We start from the raw sequence: 18,835 nt of genomic DNA, 5'->3' as shown, positions 1-18,835 counted from the left end.
TTTGTGTTCTTATATTTGGGTCATTAATAAGGGATTAATTAATGACTACAACTAGAATCTTAAAAGTAATACTGTTACTTTTAGGTGGTGTTTTTATCTTGCTTCAAGCTTTTGCACTCGAAACAAAGGGAGCCGCCATAAGTACACTAATGCTTATTTTGCTGACCACATTATATTATGGATGGTCGGAAAAAAGAACAAAATACTTTTTTTGGTTTTTGTTACTTTTTACGATAGGCGATTTATTCAATTTTATATCTTATCATTTTCCATTAAATGAATGGCATGGTATAGATATTTATTATTACAGTACTAATATATTTTACATTCTTTCTTATACTACTTTGATAGTAAAATTGTTGAAAGATTTGAATGTACGGACTGTTTTCTCTAAACTTCCCATACCAATAATTGTTTTGGTAGTACTAGACGTTTTCTGTGTAACATTAGTAACTGCTGCCGCTGAAAATGAGTTGACAGTATATCAATATGCTTTAGAGTTTACGTACAATGCAGTTATAATGACATTGTTATCGGCAGCGCTTATTAATTATATGTATAGAAATGACAATAAATCGATGCTGCTTTTATTAGGATCAATCTTTATTTTCTTTTCTGAAATGATACAGTTAGCTTACTATTACATTTTAGAAAATAATAACAACCTAAGTTTTGTGTACTCTTTATTTCTTGTTGTTGCTTTTATTTTCTTCTACTTACAATCGCAATTGGAGTTTACAGGTCCAGAGCCAGAATATGTTGATGAGTTAGAGGCTTGAACTACACAATTATAGATGCTCCTTCAGCTTTAACGTCTTTTCCTGGTTCAAAATAAAAGTCAATTTTGCCTAGATAAAGTCCATAGCACCCAACTTGATTAATAAGAACATTTTTTCCAGCACTATTTTTTTCTATAGTAGGTTTTGGTAAAAACGTGTGTGTATGTCCACCTATGATAAGATCAATATCTTTTGTAGCTTTCGCTAAATTAAGATCACTAACACGCTCAGGAAACTTATCATAGTAATACCCAATATGCGATAAACAAATTACCAAATCACATTTTTGTTCTTCTTTTAAAATACGAGACATATCTTGAGCAACTTCAATCGGATCATTATAAACAGTCTCTTTATACATTCTTTTATCTACCAATCCATCGAGTTGAATTCCTAAACCAAAAATTCCAATTTTAATACCGTCTTTAGTGAAAATCTTATAAGGTTTCACATGTGTGTCCATAACGGTATTTGAAAAATCATAATTTGCTGAAACAAACTCAAATTTAGCATGCGGTAGTTGCGCATAAAGACCGTCAATACTATTATCAAAATCGTGATTACCTATAGTTGCTAAATCATAATTTAGCATACTCATAAGTTTAAACTCTAATTCTCCTCCATAATAGTTGAAGTAAGGTGTGCCTTGAAAAATATCACCCGCATCTAGTAGAAGCGTATTTGGGTTTTTTTTTCGGATAGAATTTACCAAAGTAGCTCTCCTAGCAACACCACCTTTATTGGCATTTCTGCCATCTTCAGGTCCAAAAGGGTCAATATGACTATGGACATCATTAGTATGGAGTATGGTGATTTTTTTTGTTTTTGGTGAACTAAAAGATTGTAGACCTAATCCGCCAATAGTTGCAAGAGCAGTTGCAGCTGTAGATTTTTGTATAAAATGTCTTCTTTTCATGGTGTTAATCTTCTAGTTTAATAAATCGATTATCTTTCTTAGGGTTCAAAGTATCTTTCTTTTTGAAATAATCAATTAGTACATTTCTTATTTTATAGTCTAATACATATAAGCTATCATTAGGGTGGAAAAATGTCATTCTATCACCTCCGTTATACAAATAATCATTCGTAGCTATGTAGTATGTTCTTTCTTCTTCAATAGGTTCTCCATTAATAAAAGCAGATTTAACACTAAAATCATTATTAAGCGTAAGTTGCACTTGTTTAGAAACAGGATGTGCGCGTTTTACTTTAGATAAGTAGTCTACAAGTTCAAGTACCTGTGTGCCTTTTAGAGCAACAACTACAACCGAATTGTCAAAAGGCATAACTTCATAAGCGGTTCTTGCTGTAATATTTCCTTTTGAAATAATGGATCTAATACCTCCGTGGTTTAAGATAACCAGATCAATGTTTTTTCCAGTTCGTTTATTAAAAACAGGGTTGCTTTCTTCGTAAACGGCATCTGCCATTAAATTACCAATTGCAGTATTAAATTCGCCGTCTTTTTTTGTGTAGGTTTCAGGAGAATAGGCGAGTGTGCTGTCAAGATCTCTGTTGACACTTTCTCGGTATGGTTTTACAAAATCCTCAATTGTTTTATCAGCAGTTATACTGTCATTGATTTCGAGACGTTCCCCTTTTATTTTTGAGAGGCTTAAATCTTCATTGCATGAAAAAATCAATAGCAATAAAAATAAATTCAGAATATATTTACGAGTCATTTAATAACTTAAAAATAGTTTGTAAAAAGTGTTGGTGCTTTTGTTATTTTTGCACAAAGGCTAAAGATAGATGATTTTAAAAGCATTTAAAGAAAAATCAATTCAAAAATATGTCAACAATTTGTTGGCAGAACGTAAAGCTAGTGTAAACAATGATAAAGTGAATACAGTTGCGGTATTGCTTAACGCTAGCGAGTTTCATGAATTTGAGGTCTTTAGAGTGTATTTTAAAGAATTGGGATTAAATTCTCCAAAAAATAATATCGTAGCCTTTACGTTAGACGATAAGCTAGATCATAACAAGTGGAACACTCACTATAGTCCAAAAGATTTTGGTTGGAAGGGGAAAGTAAACAATCAGGATTTAGAAGATTTTTTAAACGAACCTTACGATCTTTTAATTTGCTATTTTAAAAACGAGACGTTGCTTTTAGACTATATGACTGCAGCTTCAAAAGCTAAATTTAAAGTAGGCATTTCTAATTATGATGAACGACTTTACGATTTAATAATTGATGTTGTGCTGAAGGATATCAACATTTTTAAACAAGAATTAAAAAAATATTTAAACATTTTAAAAAAACTATAAATGACCAAATTCATAGGAACAGGTGTGGCATTAATTACACCTTTTAAAGAAGATTTAAGCATTGATTTTGATGCTTTAGAAAGACTGGTTGAATATAATATTGAAAACGGTACAGAATATTTAGTGATAAGTGGTACTACAGGAGAGAGTGTTACCGTTACCAAAGAAGAAAAAAAGGAGCTTATCAGCTTTATATCTAAAGTTAATAATGGTAGAGTACCATTAGTTTTGGGTATAGGTGGAAATAATACAGCAAATGTGATAGACGAAATTAAATCTACAGATTTGTCTACAATTGATGCAATTTTATCTGTTTCTCCATATTATAGTAAACCAACACAAGAAGGCATTTATCAACATTTTAAAGCAATTTCTGAAGCATCACCAAAACCAATTATACTTTATAATGTGCCAGGAAGAACATCATCTAATATGTTGCCTGAAACAACAATTAGGCTAGCTAAAGATTTTGAAAATATAATAGCGGTAAAAGAAGCTGGTAACAATGTTCAGCAGTATTACGAACTATTGAGAACTAAACCTGATGATTTTTTAATTTTATCTGGTGATGATGACTTAGCTCTTGGAGTAGCATTGGCTGGTGGATCTGGTGTTATTTCTGTGATTGGTCAGGCTTTACCTAAAGAGTTTTCTGAAATGATTCGTTTAGGAATAGCTAAGAAAGCAAAGGAAGCTTATGATATTCATTTTAAGCTAATGCCAATTACAGGATTAATATTTTCGGAGAATAATCCATCAGGAATCAAGGCTGTTTTAGATGGTTTAGATATATCAAAATCGCATGTGCGTTTGCCTTTAGTAGAAGCTACAGACGGTTTAAAACACAAGATTGCTGAAGAGCTAAAAGTTTTGGGTAAAAGTTAAACTTTCCATAAACTCGATTTATCACATAAATCAACACTTATTTTAGCGTATAATTTTTGTTTTTAAAATCCGTTAATAATGCGTAGTTTTGCATCCTATTTAAAATTTATGAAGAAAGCATTTTACATACTCTCACTCAGTATTCTATTTATTTCTTGTAGCGATTTTCAAAAGGCATTGAAGTCTGATGATATTGCAGAAAAATATAAGATGGGAACTGAGCTTTTTGATGCAGGGAAATACAATAAAGCATTTAAGTTGTTAGATCAGATTTTGGCAAGCTATAGAGGAAAGCCACAAGCTGAGAAGTTAACCTACATGCATGCTATGTGTTCTTACAAATTAGGTGATTATTATATAGCTAGTTACCATTTCGATAAGTTTACAGACATTTATCCTGATAGCGAAAAAGCTGAAGAAGCTGCTTTTTTATCGGCAAAAGGCTACTATTTTAATTCGCCAGTGTATTCAAAAGAGCAAAAGGAAACTGTTGAGGCTATTGAAAAACTGCAACTTTTTATTAATGCTTATCCAAACTCGGAGTATTTATCAGAGGCTAACACAATAGTTAAGGAATTAGACTTTAAACTTGAAAAAAAGGCTTTCGAAATAGCTAAACAATACGATCAGATTAGAGACTATAAAGCTTCAATAAAATCTTTTAATAATTTCTTGTTGGAATTTCCTGGTACATCTCTTAGAGGTGAGGCTATGTACTACAGACTTGATGCAGCCTACAATTTAGCTGTATTGAGTGTAGACTATTTAAAGCAAGAACGTTTAAACGAAGCTATAGGCTACTATAATACTTTTAAGAAGGTATATCCTAATTCAGAAATGATGGAAGATGCGACTTTAAAATACCAACAATTACAACAAGAGTTAAATACAATTACGACTAAAAGTTAATCTTAATAAACGATGGATTTAAAAAAGACAGATGCGCCAGTAAGTTCTATAACTTACAATAGAAATGAAATCGATGCACCAACAAACAATATTTATGAAGCTATTTCAGTTATTGCTAAGCGTGCAGAACAAATAAACACAGATATCAGACGTGAGTTAATAGACAAGCTTGAAGAGTTTGCTACTTACAATGATAGTCTTGAGGAAATTTTTGAAAACAAAGAGCAAATCGAAGTTTCTAAATTTTACGAAAAGTTACCTAAGCCACACGCTTTAGCAGTAAAGGAGTGGTTAGATGATAAGATTTATCACAGAAATACTGAGGATTCTCAGCAATAAACCTTAGATGTCTATTCTAAAGGACAAAAACATTTTATTAGGCATTACCGCAGGTATTGCCGCATATAAATCTGCTAGTTTAGTAAGATTATTCATAAAAGCAGGCGCTAACGTTAAAGTAGTTATGACGCCTGCTTCTAAAGATTTTATAACTCCACTTACACTTTCTACACTTTCTAAAAACCCAGTGCATTCATCTTTTGTTGATGATGAAAATGATGATGCGGTTTGGAATAACCATGTTGAATTGGGATTATGGGCAGATGTATTCATTATTGCACCAGCTACGGCAAATACTATGGCCAAAATGGCAAATGGTGTTTGCGATAACATTCTTTTAGCAACATATCTTTCTGCAAAATGCCCTGTTTATTTTGCACCAGCAATGGATTTGGACATGTATAAACATGAATCTACCAAGTCATCGTTTGATAAACTTATATCTTATGGTAACAAAATGATTCCTGCTGGAAAAGGAGAATTGGCTAGTGGATTGATAGGAGAAGGCCGTATGGCAGAACCAGAGGATATTGTGTCTTTTATAGAAAAAGACATTCTTAATCAATTACCATTAAGAGGTAAAACGATTTTAATTACAGCTGGCCCAACTTACGAAGCTATAGATCCTGTTCGTTTTATAGGGAATCATTCTAGCGGGAAAATGGGTTTTGAAATAGCAAATGCCGCAGCTAATCTTGGTGCAAAAGTTATTTTAGTAACTGGCCCAACACACCAAACTACAAAGCATAGTTTGATAGATGTTAAACCTGTTGTCAGTGCTCAAGAGATGTATGATGAGGTGCATCAGCATTTCAAAAATGTTGATGTTGCTATACTCTCAGCAGCTGTGGCAGATTACAGACCAAAAACAGTAGCTTCTCAGAAAATAAAAAAGAAGGAATCAACGTTTAGTATTGAGTTAGAAAAGACAAAAGATATTTTAAAATCTTTAGGAGAAGTTAAACAGAATCAGGTTTTAGTTGGTTTTGCTTTAGAAACTAATAACGAATTAGAAAATGCTAAAGGCAAATTACAATCTAAAAATCTAGATTTAATTGTCTTGAATTCTTTACAAGATAAAGGAGCTGGTTTTGGTGTCTCTACAAATAAGGTTACATTTATAACCTCTTCTAACGAAGTTATTGAAAACGAATTAAAGTCTAAGGCTGAAGTAGCTAAAGATTTAATGCAACAAATTTTAAAACAATTAGATGCGTAACATATTAGTTTTATTAGGTTTATTGATAAATTCTGTGGTATTTTCACAAGAGTTAAACTGTACAGTAAATGTTATTGCGCAACAAACAGGAAATGACAATAATGTTGTTTTCAAAAATTTAGAGAAGCAATTAAACGAATTCATCAATAATACTAAATGGACCAATAAATCTTTTAGCCAGCAAGAACGTATTAATTGTAGTATGGTAATCAATGTCACTAGTTATGACAATGATTACTTTTCGGCTTCGCTTCAAGTCTCTTCATCAAGACCTATTTTTAAGTCTACTTACAGTTCGCCTGTATATAATTATAATGATAAAGATTTCAACTTTCAATATCTCGAATTTCAGAATTTAGTCTACAATCCAACGCAATTTGAATCTAACTTAATTTCTGTGTTATCATTTCATGTATATATGATTCTTGGAATGGATGCTGATTCCTTCGAACTTAATGGCGGTGATGAGTATTTTAAGCAGGCACAAGTTATTGCGAATTACTCTCAACAATTAAACGGACAAGGTTGGAAGCTCGAAGATGGTTTACAATCACGTTTTGCTCTTATAGATAATTTAATGTCGCCTACATTCAGTGAAATGCGTTCAGCAATGTATTCTTACCATATTCAAGGTTTGGATATTATGAATGAAGATACTAGAAAAGGAAAGGAGCAAATAGTAGCTTCGATTAAAGAACTTCAAAAAGTACATGGAAAACGTCCAAATTCGTACCTTATGCGTGTCTTTTTTGATGCTAAGGCAAACGAAATTATGGATGTTTTTTCTGGTGGTCCAAGTGTAAATATTAGAGATGCTATGGACATACTCAATAGGATTGCTCCAATGCATTCTCAAAAGTGGAGAAATATTAAATACTAAAGCAATTCTGCTTTTTGTTTTAAGGCATAGAAATACTAAAGTCGAACTTGTTTCAGTATTCCATAATATCTATTTTTGTACTAATTAATCTATCAACATTTGCTAACATCACTCTACATAAAAAACTACGCCCTTATTGATGAATTAGAGGTTAAGTTTGAAAACGGACTTACAATCATTACTGGTGAAACAGGAGCAGGTAAATCCATTCTATTGGGAGGTCTTGCTTTAGTGTTAGGAAAGCGTGCAGATTTAAGTCAGGTGAAAAATTCTGATGAAAAATGTATCATAGAAACCGTTTTTGATGTTGCTAATTACGATCTAAAATCACTTTTTAAATCTTTGGACTTAGATTACGAAGTGAATACTATTATCAGACGTGAAATTTTGCCATCAGGAAAATCCAGAGCATTTATAAATGATACACCTGTAACCTTAGATAACCTTGCGATATTGAGCGATTATCTTATTGATGTGCACTCGCAACATCAAACTATGCAAGTTACAGAAGATGATTATCAATTTAAGGTAATTGATGCTTTGGCCAAAAACCAAATTGTAATTGAAGCTTATTCAGGTATATTAAAAGATTATAAATCTCTTCAGAAATCTTTAGAAAAACTTCAGGTATCAAAAACTGAATTGATAAAAGAGCACGATTATAATTTATTCTTGTTTAAAGAGCTAAATGAAATTCAACTAGAATCCATCAAGCTTGAAGAACTTGAAGAACAATACGAAGAGCTTAATAATGTTGAAATTATAGGCGAGAAGCTAAGTATTGCAAAATCTATATTGAATACTGAAGATGTTGGAGTAGTAGATCAGTTAAATGCAGCAAAGCAAGAGCTAACAAGGATTTCGAGTTTTGGAAAATCTTACGAAGCTTTGAGAGAGCGTTTGTCTAGTATTAACATAGAACTAGATGATATATTAGTTGAGCTCGATAATCTTGAAGAAAAATTATCTTCAGACCCAAGAGAACTAGAAAGATTAAGCGAACAGCTTCGTATAGTAAATAATCTATTTCAAAAACATTCAGTTTCCGAAATAGACGATTTAATTGCCATAAAAACCGAATTACAAAACAAAATTGACGACACTGAGAGTTTAGACGATAATATTGCCGATTTAGAAAAGAAGATAGCCAAGCTTGAAGCAGAATTAAACCAAAAAGCATCTGAAATAAGAGCTAATAGAAAGCAAACAATTCCTTTGTTAGTCTCAAAGTTAGAAGCTATTCTTTCGGACTTAGGTATGCCAAATGCTAAATTCAAAATAGATCTTGAAGAATTGAATCATTTTACACCAAACGGAAAGGATGCTATTCAATTTTTATTCATGGCAAATAAAGGTTCTAACTTCAACGAGTTAAAGAAAGCGGCTTCTGGCGGTGAGTTATCGCGTATTATGCTGGCAATAAAATCTATTTTAGCAGATTATATTCAGTTACCAACTATTATGTTTGATGAGATAGACACAGGAGTTTCTGGTGAAATATCTAACAAAATGGGAGCTATCATGAAGAAGATGAGTCAAAGAATGCAAGTTTTCGCCATTACACATTTACCTCAAATTGCAGCTAAAGGAGATTCTCATTTTAAAGTCTTTAAAACAGATAAAGAAGACGTTACACTTACTCAGCTTAAAAAACTTAGTGAAGATGAGCGTATAGTTGAAATCGCTCAAATGTTGGGCGGTCTTAATGTTACGGAATCTGCTATGGCACATGCCAAACAATTATTGAATTAGTATTATATTTACCAACTATTTATTTTAACAACTGACTAAAAAATACAATTATGCATAATTTACTTAAAGGAAAAAAGGGAATTATATTCGGAGCATTAGATGAAAACTCTATTGCTTGGAAAACTGCAGAGCGCGTACATGAAGAAGGAGGAGAGTTTGTATTAACAAACGCACCAGTAGCTATGAGAATGGGACAAATAAATGCTTTGGCAGAAAAAACAGGTTCTCAAATAATTCCTGCAGATGCAACATCAGAAGAAGATTTACAAAATCTAATAGAAAAATCTATGGAGATTTTAGGTGGTAAAATTGATTTTGTATTGCATTCAATAGGTATGTCAATAAATGTTAGAAAAGGAAAACATTACACAGATCAAAATTATGCATGGACACAAAAAGGAACAGATGTTTCTGCGATGTCTTTTCATAAGGTAATGCAAACGTTATACAAAGCTGATGCTATGAACGAATGGGGAAGTATTGTGGCTTTAACCTATATGGCTGCGCAACGTGTATTTCCAGATTATAATGATATGGCAGATAATAAAGCTTATTTAGAAAGTATAGCGCGCAGTTTTGGTTATTTCTTTGGAAGAGATAAAAAGGTAAGAGTGAATACTATTTCGCAATCACCAACACCAACTACTGCTGGTAGTGGTGTAAAAGGTTTTGATGGCTTCTTAGCTTATGCAGATAAAATGTCACCACTTGGTAACGCAACAGCTATGGACTGTGCTAATTATACTGTAACATTATTTAGTGATTTAACTAGAAGAGTTACGCTCCAAAATCTTTACAACGATGGAGGTTTTAGCAATATGGGAGTAAGCGATGCTGTTATGGAAGCTTTTGTAGAAAAGGAATAGAACCTTTTGTAAAATTAATATAAAGCCATTATGCAAAAGTATAATGGCTTTTTTTATATTGCTTTTTTTAATTTTGAGGTATGAAGCAAAAACTACTATTCTTACTTTTATTTGTACTACCAAGGCTTATTATGGGACAAATTTTTTTTGAAGATGTTTCAAGTTTTTATGGGATAAATCAAACTACCGGTTTTTTTACCCTTGGAAATGGATTAAGTTTTGCTGATTACGACAACGATGGATGGGACGATATAACCTTAACTTCTGGTTCAGGTGAACCTCTAAGATTTTATAAAAATTATCAAGGTTTTTTTGTTGAACAGAACTTGTTAAGCCCTGCTATTAATTATCCTACAAGATCTGTTTTATGGGTTGATTACGATAATGATAATGATAAAGATCTATTTATTGCTAGTGACACTAATGGCAATAGATTATATGAAAATACATCTAACGGTTTTATAGATGTTACATTGAGCGCGGGTCTACCACTAGATAATTTATTTACTTATGGAGTTTCCTTTGGTGATATTGATAATGATGGCTGTTTGGATTTATACTTGTCAAATAGAACTTCAGGTACAACAATTACCAATTATTTATTTAAAAATAATTGTAATGGTACTTTTACTAACGTAACTGATCAAATAGGTTTAAGTAATACACCGGCACTAACTTTGTGTGCAGGATTTATTGATATAAACAATGATGGTTGGCAGGACTTATATGTAGCTAATGATAAGTTTTTTCCCAATATACTTTATAAAAATAATGGAGATGGAACGTTTACAGATATAAGTTTATCTTCTGGTACTGATTTAGTTTTAGATGCTATGTCTGTTACAGTTGAGGATTTTAACAATGATGGTTATTTAGATATATACATAACTAATACACCAAATAATTTCAGTACACCCTCAGCAGGAAGTGTATTGTTAAAGAACAATGGAGATGAAACTTTCTCAGACATATCGGTAAGTTCAGGAACACAGCTAGATAGTTTCTCTTGGGGATCCAGCTTCTTTGATGCAGAAAATGACGGTGATTTAGATTTGTATGTAAGTTGCTCTTACACTGTTTCAGATGGATATCCTTCTTATGCTTTTTATGAAAATCAATCAGACGAAACATTTACCTCACCAGATAATATAGGGTTCTTAAATAATGATAAAGCTAGCTTTGCAAGTGCTATAGGCGATATCGATAACGATGGTAAGGTTGATATACTTGTTAATAATAGTAATGCATTACCTTTTTTATGGAAGAACCAGACTAATAATACCAATAATTATTTAGTTGTAGAACTGAAGAGTACTCAAAGTAATAAGGACGCAGTTGGTACCTTGATTGAGATTTCAATAAATAATAACAAACAGTATAGATATGTTATGTTGGGTGAAAGTTATCTTGCACAAAATTCATCAAAAGAGTTTTTTGGTGTTGGTAATGCTGAAAATATAGACTATATAAAAGTTAAATGGCTTAGTGGAGTTGAAGATGTAGTTTACAATATTCAACCTAATCAACAGGTGTTAATAATAGAAGGAGATAATCTAGGAATTGAAGATAACATCATGAATAAAATTGATCTATTACCAAATCCATTTCAAGATAGATTATTTTTAACCTCTCGGTATATTATTGATTTTATTGAAATTTATGATTTATCAGGTAAAAAAATCTTAACACAAAGCAATTCTTCTAAGAGTTTAGAGTTAAATCTGAATTTTTTAACCTCAGGATTTTATTTTATTAAAGTTTTTTCTAAAGGTATTAGCTATTCCCAAAAGCTAATCAAAAATTAGATATTTTGAGTTAGGGTTACTTAAAATAGTATACAACGATTTTTTTTGTTTTTTATCGATTTACAATTTAATAACCTTTTGTTTATTCAATTTTAATATACTTTTAACAGTATTACTAACTTAAAATTAATTCTTGATGAAAAAAATTACATTTTTATTTATTGGAATTTTCACACTCTTTACTTGTTTTACAGTAAATGCTCAATGTGATTATTCAATTACTTTAACTGATGATTGGGGAGACGGTTGGAATGGCGTCTCTAGCATGGATGTATTGGTAGATGGTGTTGTAGTGTTGGACGATATAGGTGTCGCAGCTGATACTGAAACCTATACATTTTCTGTCTTGCCTGGTCAGGTTATTACAACTGCTTTCAATCCTGCAGCTACTTCTGGAAGTCCTGATTATGCAAGTGAATGTAGCTATGAAATTTTTGATGCTTCTGGCGTTTCTGTTTTTTCTGCAGGCTTGTCATCTGACCCTGTACATAATGGACCGGCAGATTTACTAGCTAGTGATAATATAACAGGATATTGTCCACCATGTGATTATACAATAACGCTAACTGATGATTGGGGAGACGGTTGGAATGGTGTCTCTAATATGGATGTATTAGTAGATGGTGTAGTTGTTTTGGATGATATAGGTGTCGCAACTGATACAGAAACATACACCTTTTCGGTACAACCTGGTCAAGTTATAACAACAGCATTTAATCCTGCAGCTACTTCTGGAAGCCCTGATTATGCAAGTGAATGTAGTTATGAGATTTTTGATGCAACTGGGACTTCTGTTTTTTCAGCAGGCTTATCATCAGATCCTGTACATAATGGTCCGGCTGATTTGTTAGTTTCTGATAATTTAGTAGGTTCTTGCCCTTCTTGTTTACAACCTTCTGATATATCTATAGGAGCTCTAATGGACACTTTTGCAGAATTAACTTGGACTGATGAAGCAGGTGCTTCATTAGGTTATGAAGTAGAATTAGGTAGTGTTGGTTTTGCAGTAGGAACTGGGACTTCTATTGATGGAGGTATGGTAGGACAAGGTGTTGGATCATTTGCTTCGACTATTGCTCTTACACCAGAAACAGGTTATGAATTTTATATTCGTTCAAATTGTGATATCAATGGATTTAGTGATTGGCAAGGACCTTATGCTTTTACAACCCTTTGTGCTGCATTTACACCAGATTATTTAGAAAGTTTTGATGTTGCTGTTCCTGCTTCATGTTGGAGAGAAGCAAGTGAAGGTAACCCAACAACTGGTCCTTCTGATTTTGGAATTGGATATTGGGGACACACTGCATTCTCACACATAGGTACAACAAACAATTCTGCTCGAATTAATTTGTATTATAATGATACAGAAGATTGGCTAATATCTCCTCTATTTGATTTATCTGGTGGAGGCTATGAACTAGTATATTCAGTTTCTCTTACAGATTTTGCGAACTCTAACCCGCCAGAACTTAACGGAATGGGTAGTGATGATGAAGTTCAGGTTTTGATTTCAGAAGATGGTGGAGCAACTTGGGTAAACCTTATAACTTATAACCAGTCAAATTATCCATCTCATACTGGAGATGTTGAAACTTTCGATTTAAGTGCTTATACAGGTACGGTTATGTTTGCTGTTTGGGCAACAGATGGAACGGTAGATGATGATGAGGATTATGATTTCTTTATAGATGAATTTATTGTTAGAACTCCGTTAGCATGTACTGTAGCAGTTGTAGATTCTTCAACAGTATCTGCGGATTGTTCTAATACACAATTTTATGTAGACGTAGATATTACTACAGTAGGTGATGCTACACAGATTACTGATGGTACCAATACTTATCCAATTTCAGGTACAGGTATTACACAAGTAGGTCCATTTACAAGTGGATCAAGCATTACTTTGACAGTTGAGCATTCAGATTCTGCATGTGATTATAGTTTAGCATTAATTTCTTACACATGTCCACCAGCAAATAATGATTGTGTAAATGCTTCTGTAATTACTCCAGGCTCAACTTTTGGTGAAAATCCTATTGCAGGACAAACAAATGCAGGAGCAACAGATTCTGGGGAGATGCCTTTACCTGGATGTGCTTCATACGATCCAACTGATTCAACAGGAAATGGAGGAGATGTATGGTATGCTGTGACAGTACCTTCTGATGGAAATTTAACAATAGAAACAGATTCTGATCCAACAGGAAATGGAGGAGATGGAGGTATGGCAGTATATACAGGTTCATGTGGTTCTTTAGTTCTTTTAGAATGTGATGATGATGATGGAAATGGCGCATACAGTCAAGTTGTTATTGAACCTACAGATGGGCTAGCTGATCAAACGGTTTATGTAAGAGTATGGGAGTATAGTGGTGATTCTGTAATGAACTTTCAGGTGTCTGCTTTCAGTGCAACTTTAGGATTAGGTGATATCAGTGGTACTTCTAGTTTCACTTATTATCCAAACCCAGTTAAAAATACATTAACATTAAATGCTCAAAACAACATTGATAATGTTGTAATGTATAACATGCTAGGTCAAGAAGTATTAAGAGCTACTCCAAATACTATTGACAGTGAATTGGATATGTCACAATTAAATTCTGGTACTTATTTTGTACAAGTAACTATAGCTAATACAACAAAAACAGTTAGAGTTATTAAACAGTAAACTATAATCAGAATAGATTATGATTTTATAAACAAAGGCCGCTAATTTTTAGCGGCTTTTTTTTTGTGATATATCTGTAAAATTACTACACAAGAAAATTTGAATAGCTCAAATATTAATAGAGTATTATTTCATAAACAAAAAGTATAATTAGTGTGCATTTTTTTCATCGATGTATTTGTCGTTTTAACGATTTGCTTGTTAAAGGTTCTAACCTTTCTATAGAATTAACATATTTTTAAAGAATTACTAACTTTTAATTAATTCTTATGAAAAAAATTACATTGATGCTTTTTGCATTAGTAGCTTTTTATTGGCAATCTAGTGCACAGCTATCTGAAGATTTTGAAACGGACCCTCCAACAGGCTGGAGTTTCTATAATGAAGATGCATCCGGTATAGGATGGATTCAAACAACAGCACAATTTCAAGATGGTGCAGCTTCCTTTTATCATAATGACGATAATTTATCTGCTAGTTTTGAGGATTGGATGATTTCTCCTAGTTATACTGTTGTTAGTGGTGATGAGCTTCGATTTTGGTACCGTCACAATTTTACACCAACTTATGGTGAAGAAAATGGGGTTTGGATATCAACTACAGGTTCAGATCCTATTACTAACCCAGGGGATTATACACTTTTATATGATTTATTGGCTAATGCATCAGAAGATGAATGGACTGAATACATCCAAGATTTAAGTTCATATGTTGGTCAAACAGTTTACATAGCTTTTAAATATAAGGGTGATTGGGAAGATGAACTTTATATTGACACTTTTAGTATAGCTCAACCACCTGCATGTTCTAATCCTTCTACATTAGATGTAGCTAATATTATGGCCTATTCAGCTGATCTTAGCTGGACTGAAACAGGGACAGCAACAACTTATAACATAGAGTTAGTTGATATAACAGGAGGCGGAACACAAACTATGACAGCAACACAATCTGGAGTTTCAAATCCATATACTTATTCGGGACTTGTTTCCGATAATGATTATGAATTCTATGTTCAGGCTATTTGTGGTGGTGATTTGTCGGATTGGATAGGGCCATTTTCATTTACAACTTTAATTTCATGTTATCCTCCTACTAATGCTGCTGTGAGTGGTATAACCACTTCTACAGCAGATTTTACATGGTTAGACGAACCAAATGGCACTTTAGGTTATGAGTTAGAGCTTGGTGCTCTTGGATTTACCCCAGGAAATAGTGAGGAATTACAAGCAGCTACAGCTAATCCTACAGATGAATCATATAGTTTTTCAGGTTTAACTGAAGACACAGCATACGATATTTATATTAGATCTAATTGTGATGCAGATGGTTACAGTGCATGGGAAGGTCCATACACATTTTACACACTTTGTGCGGCAATTGTAGCGCCTTATGCTGAAGATTTTGAAACATTTACTGTTTCTACAGCTGGTTTATCTAATGAAAATTGTTGGAGTGCGACTAGTATTTCTGGATATGTATGGGAAGTAGCTGCTACAACAGATACCTCTTCAGGATCAACAGGTCCTGCTTCAGGTGTAAGTGACGGTAATTATTTGTTTACTGAAGCTACAAGTGGTTCTACAGGAGATGCAATTGATGTATGGTCACCTTTAGTAGATTTAAGTGCATTAACGGTACCTGCACTATACTTTGATTATCATATGTATGGAGCTGATATGGGAACTTTAGAAATTATTGTTAATGTAGGTGGAACAGAAACTGTGTTGTTATCACTTGTTGGACAACAGCAAACATCCGAAAATGATCCTTTTGAAACTGAAATCGTTGATTTATCTGCTTACTCAGGACAAACCATTCAAATAATATTTAGAGGAACTAAAGGTGCAGATTATACTAGTGATATGTCTATAGATAATATTTCTTTTGATGATGCTCCTTCATGTTTTGATCCATCAGACTTAATGGCTTCAAATGTTACAAATAACTCTGCTATACTAAGTTGGACAGAAAACGGTTCAGCAACAACGTATAATATAGAGCTTGTAGATATAACAGCAGGTGGCAATCAAACGATGACAGCTACTGAAACAGGAGTTTCAAACTCTTATGATTATTCAGGTCTTACAGCTAATAATGATTATGAATACTACGTCCAAGCTATATGCGGTACTGATTTAAGTGCATGGGTAGGTCCATATGCTTTTAGTACAGTTTGTGATCCTTTCACAGCTTCTTATTATGAGAATTTTGACACTCCTTCAACACCGAATTTACCGGACTGTTGGTCTAAAATAGAAAATACAACATCTAGTTATGCTAATGTAACTACAAGTACAACAAATGATGTTTCAGAACCAAACTCAATTCGTTTTTATAACTCAGGTGATCTTGATGCTGAATTGATATTGGTAACTCCAATGTTTAGTGACGATTTTACTCAAAATAGAGTTAGGTTCTCAGGTAGAGATAATGATAGTAATGATATTATTGTTGGAACTATAACTGACCCTACAGATGCTACAACATTTACAGAGTTTCAATCTGTAACTCTATCTTCAACAGCAACAGAGTATTCAGTAAACTTTGATACGTATACGGGTAGTGATGCTTATATAGCATTTAAAATGGCACCGCAAGCAACTTATGATTATACTTATATTGACGATTTTAACTGGGAGCCTATTCCAAGTTGTATAGAGCCTTCTGATTTAACAGCATCTAATATTATGCCTTATCAAGCTGATTTAAGTTGGACTGAAAATGGATCAGCTTCATCATATAATGTAGAAGTAGTTTTAGATGGAGAAACACCAACAGGAACACCAACAGATACAGGTGTAGTTAGTGGATTTACTAAAACAGGGTTAACTCCAACAACAGATTATCAGTATTACGTACAGGCAGATTGTACTGGAGGAGATTTAAGTGCTTGGGCTGGACCTTTCAGCTTTACAACACCTTGTGACGTTTTTGTGCCTGATTACACAGAGGATTTTACAACTTTTCTAAATCCTTGTTGGGAGGAAGCTACAGGGCCTATTACAGGACCAACAGCTTATGGAAGTGCTGGATGGACAGCTGATGGTTTCGCTAATGATGGAACCACTGGTAGTGCAAGATTTAATATTTATTCTACAGGAGGTGATGATTGGTTAATTACACCAACATTTGATTTATCTGCTGGAGGATATGAATTGAATATGGATGTTGCACTTACTGCTTACACAGGTACTGCAGCACAAACTATAAATACTGGTGATGCTGTATATGTAATGCAATCAATAGATGGTGGTGCGACATGGACACCTATTTACACATGGGATGACTCTAATTCACCATCAAATACAGGTGACAACTTAACGATAGATATTGCTGCGATAACGAGTTCAACAGTTCAATTTGCTATCTATGCTTTAGAAGATGATAACTCTGGAGGTGATATGAATTTTTATGTAGATAATTTCAAGGTAAGAACTCCGTTAGTATGTACTTCTGCTGTTGTAGATTCTTCAACAATATCTGCGGATTGTTCTAATACACAATTTTATGTAGATGTAGATATTACTACAGTAGGTGATGCTACACAGATTACTGATGGTACCAATACTTATCCAATTTCAGGTACAGGTATTACACAAGTAGGTCCATTTACAAGTGGATCAAGCATTACTTTGACAGTTGAGCATTCAGATTCTGCATGTGATTATAGTTTAGCATTAATTTCTTACACATGTCCACCAGCAAATAATGATTGTGTAAATGCTTCTGTAATTACTCCAGGCTCAACTTTTGGTGAAAATCCTATTGCAGGACAAACAAATGCAGGAGCAACAGATTCTGGGGAGATGCCTTTACCTGGATGTGCTTCATACGATCCAACTGATTCAACAGGAAATGGAGGAGATGTATGGTATGCTGTGACAGTACCTTCTGATGGAAATTTAACAATAGAAACAGATTCTGATCCAACAGGAAATGGAGGAGATGGAGGTATGGCAGTATATACAGGTTCATGTGGTTCTTTAGTTCTTTTAGAATGTGATGATGATGATGGAAATGGCGCATACAGTCAAGTTGTTATTGAACCTACAGATGGGCTAGCTGATCAAACGGTTTATGTAAGAGTATGGGAGTATAGTGGTGATTCTGTAATGAACTTTCAGGTGTCTGCTTTCAGTGCAACTTTAGGATTAGGTGATATCAGTGGTACTTCTAGTTTCACTTATTATCCAAACCCAGTTAAAAATACATTAACATTAAATGCTCAAAACAACATTGATAATGTCGTAATGTATAACATGTTAGGTCAAGAAGTATTAAGAGCTACTCCAAATACTATTGACAGTGAATTGGATATGTCACAATTAAATTCTGGTACTTATTTTGTACAAGTAACTATAGCTAATACAACAAAAACAGTTAGAGTTATTAAACAGTAAGCTATAATCAGAATAGATTATGATTTTATAAACAAAGGCCGCTAAATTTTAGC

At 33.3% G+C, this 18,835-nt stretch carries 14 protein-coding genes; 12 read left to right on the top strand and 2 right to left on the bottom strand.

All coding sequences use genetic code 11. The features are described 5' to 3' along the window. Positions 1-41: 41 nt before the first annotated feature. Positions 42-779 carry a hypothetical protein gene (locus AC2H4K_RS17820; protein ID WP_281141044.1) on the top strand — a complete coding sequence of 246 codons (738 nt, stop codon included), beginning with the start codon at positions 42-44 and terminating at the stop codon, positions 777-779. 1 nt (position 780) lies between these two features. Here the strand turns inward: AC2H4K_RS17820 and AC2H4K_RS17815 are convergent, their stop codons facing one another. Both AC2H4K_RS17815 and AC2H4K_RS17810 read right to left on the bottom strand, forming a co-directional pair. Next, entirely contained in the window at positions 781-1,695 is a 915-nt protein-coding gene (locus tag AC2H4K_RS17815; protein ID WP_281141043.1) for a bifunctional metallophosphatase/5'-nucleotidase, read from the bottom strand. Positions 1,696-1,699: 4 nt separating this feature from the next. Next, positions 1,700-2,461 carry a 5'-nucleotidase C-terminal domain-containing protein gene (locus AC2H4K_RS17810; RefSeq protein ID WP_281141042.1) on the bottom strand — a complete coding sequence of 254 codons (762 nt, stop codon included), beginning with the start codon at positions 2,459-2,461 and terminating at the stop codon, positions 1,700-1,702. 70 nt (positions 2,462-2,531) lie between these two features. Here AC2H4K_RS17810 and AC2H4K_RS17805 point away from each other — a divergent pair, with 70 nt between their 5' ends. The 11 genes from AC2H4K_RS17805 (at position 2,532) to AC2H4K_RS17755 (ending at position 18,782) form a co-directional block, all read left to right on the top strand. After that, complete coding sequence (locus tag AC2H4K_RS17805) at positions 2,532-3,050, top strand: DUF6913 domain-containing protein (protein ID WP_281141041.1); 519 nt, start codon at positions 2,532-2,534, stop codon at positions 3,048-3,050. After that, positions 3,051-3,935 carry a 4-hydroxy-tetrahydrodipicolinate synthase gene (gene dapA, locus AC2H4K_RS17800; RefSeq protein WP_281141040.1) on the top strand — a complete coding sequence of 295 codons (885 nt, stop codon included), beginning with the start codon at positions 3,051-3,053 and terminating at the stop codon, positions 3,933-3,935. It abuts the gene before it with no gap. 108 nt (positions 3,936-4,043) lie between these two features. After that, complete coding sequence (locus tag AC2H4K_RS17795) at positions 4,044-4,844, top strand: outer membrane protein assembly factor BamD (RefSeq protein WP_281141039.1); 801 nt, start codon at positions 4,044-4,046, stop codon at positions 4,842-4,844. Between the two features lie 12 nt (positions 4,845-4,856). Next, positions 4,857-5,183, top strand: coding sequence for a DNA-directed RNA polymerase subunit omega (locus AC2H4K_RS17790; protein WP_281141038.1), 327 nt, complete (start codon positions 4,857-4,859; stop codon positions 5,181-5,183). Between the two features lie 7 nt (positions 5,184-5,190). Continuing rightward, positions 5,191-6,402: a bifunctional phosphopantothenoylcysteine decarboxylase/phosphopantothenate--cysteine ligase CoaBC gene (coaBC, locus tag AC2H4K_RS17785; protein ID WP_493742659.1), complete on the top strand. Its 1,212-nt coding sequence runs from the start codon at positions 5,191-5,193 to the stop codon at positions 6,400-6,402. After that, positions 6,395-7,282, top strand: coding sequence for a type IX secretion system protein PorD (gene porD, locus AC2H4K_RS17780; protein ID WP_281141036.1), 888 nt, complete (start codon positions 6,395-6,397; stop codon positions 7,280-7,282). The genes coaBC and porD overlap by 8 nt, the downstream gene beginning before the upstream one ends. Positions 7,283-7,381: 99 nt before the next feature. Further along, the gene (recN, locus tag AC2H4K_RS17775) at positions 7,382-9,034 is read left to right on the top strand and encodes a DNA repair protein RecN (protein ID WP_493742658.1); all 1,653 of its coding nucleotides are present in this window, start codon (positions 7,382-7,384) and stop codon (positions 9,032-9,034) included. 47 nt (positions 9,035-9,081) lie between these two features. Then, a complete protein-coding gene (locus tag AC2H4K_RS17770) occupies positions 9,082-9,900 on the top strand; it encodes an enoyl-ACP reductase FabI (protein WP_281141073.1) in 819 nt (272 codons plus the stop codon). Positions 9,901-9,980: 80 nt separating this feature from the next. Further along, complete coding sequence (locus AC2H4K_RS17765) at positions 9,981-11,705, top strand: FG-GAP-like repeat-containing protein (RefSeq protein ID WP_281141034.1); 1,725 nt, start codon at positions 9,981-9,983, stop codon at positions 11,703-11,705. A gap of 136 nt (positions 11,706-11,841) precedes the next feature. Continuing rightward, positions 11,842-14,379, top strand: coding sequence for a T9SS type A sorting domain-containing protein (locus tag AC2H4K_RS17760; protein ID WP_493742657.1), 2,538 nt, complete (start codon positions 11,842-11,844; stop codon positions 14,377-14,379). A 269-nt stretch (positions 14,380-14,648) separates the two neighbouring features. Then, positions 14,649-18,782: a T9SS-dependent choice-of-anchor J family protein gene (locus AC2H4K_RS17755; protein WP_281141032.1), complete on the top strand. Its 4,134-nt coding sequence runs from the start codon at positions 14,649-14,651 to the stop codon at positions 18,780-18,782. Positions 18,783-18,835: the final 53 nt, after the last annotated feature.

This window comes from Winogradskyella sp. 266wxhm, from assembly GCF_058964685.1.
This window is presented reverse-complemented; position numbering and strand designations above follow the sequence as displayed.

What these genes read in the sequence shown, in the direction of transcription:
- AC2H4K_RS17790 (WP_281141038.1), top strand. Translation starts at nt 4,857, where the DNA reads ATGGATTTAAAAAAGACAGATGCGCCAGTAAGTTCTATAACTTACAAT.
- AC2H4K_RS17810 (WP_281141042.1), bottom strand. Translation starts at nt 2,461, where the DNA reads ATGACTCGTAAATATATTCTGAATTTATTTTTATTGCTATTGATTTTT.
- AC2H4K_RS17760 (WP_493742657.1), top strand. Translation starts at nt 11,842, where the DNA reads ATGAAAAAAATTACATTTTTATTTATTGGAATTTTCACACTCTTTACT.
- coaBC (WP_493742659.1), top strand. Translation starts at nt 5,191, where the DNA reads ATGTCTATTCTAAAGGACAAAAACATTTTATTAGGCATTACCGCAGGT.
- AC2H4K_RS17765 (WP_281141034.1), top strand. Translation starts at nt 9,981, where the DNA reads ATGAAGCAAAAACTACTATTCTTACTTTTATTTGTACTACCAAGGCTT.
- porD (WP_281141036.1), top strand. Translation starts at nt 6,395, where the DNA reads ATGCGTAACATATTAGTTTTATTAGGTTTATTGATAAATTCTGTGGTA.
- AC2H4K_RS17795 (WP_281141039.1), top strand. Translation starts at nt 4,044, where the DNA reads ATGAAGAAAGCATTTTACATACTCTCACTCAGTATTCTATTTATTTCT.
- dapA (WP_281141040.1), top strand. Translation starts at nt 3,051, where the DNA reads ATGACCAAATTCATAGGAACAGGTGTGGCATTAATTACACCTTTTAAA.
- AC2H4K_RS17805 (WP_281141041.1), top strand. Translation starts at nt 2,532, where the DNA reads ATGATTTTAAAAGCATTTAAAGAAAAATCAATTCAAAAATATGTCAAC.
- AC2H4K_RS17815 (WP_281141043.1), bottom strand. Translation starts at nt 1,695, where the DNA reads ATGAAAAGAAGACATTTTATACAAAAATCTACAGCTGCAACTGCTCTT.
- AC2H4K_RS17820 (WP_281141044.1), top strand. Translation starts at nt 42, where the DNA reads ATGACTACAACTAGAATCTTAAAAGTAATACTGTTACTTTTAGGTGGT.
- AC2H4K_RS17755 (WP_281141032.1), top strand. Translation starts at nt 14,649, where the DNA reads ATGAAAAAAATTACATTGATGCTTTTTGCATTAGTAGCTTTTTATTGG.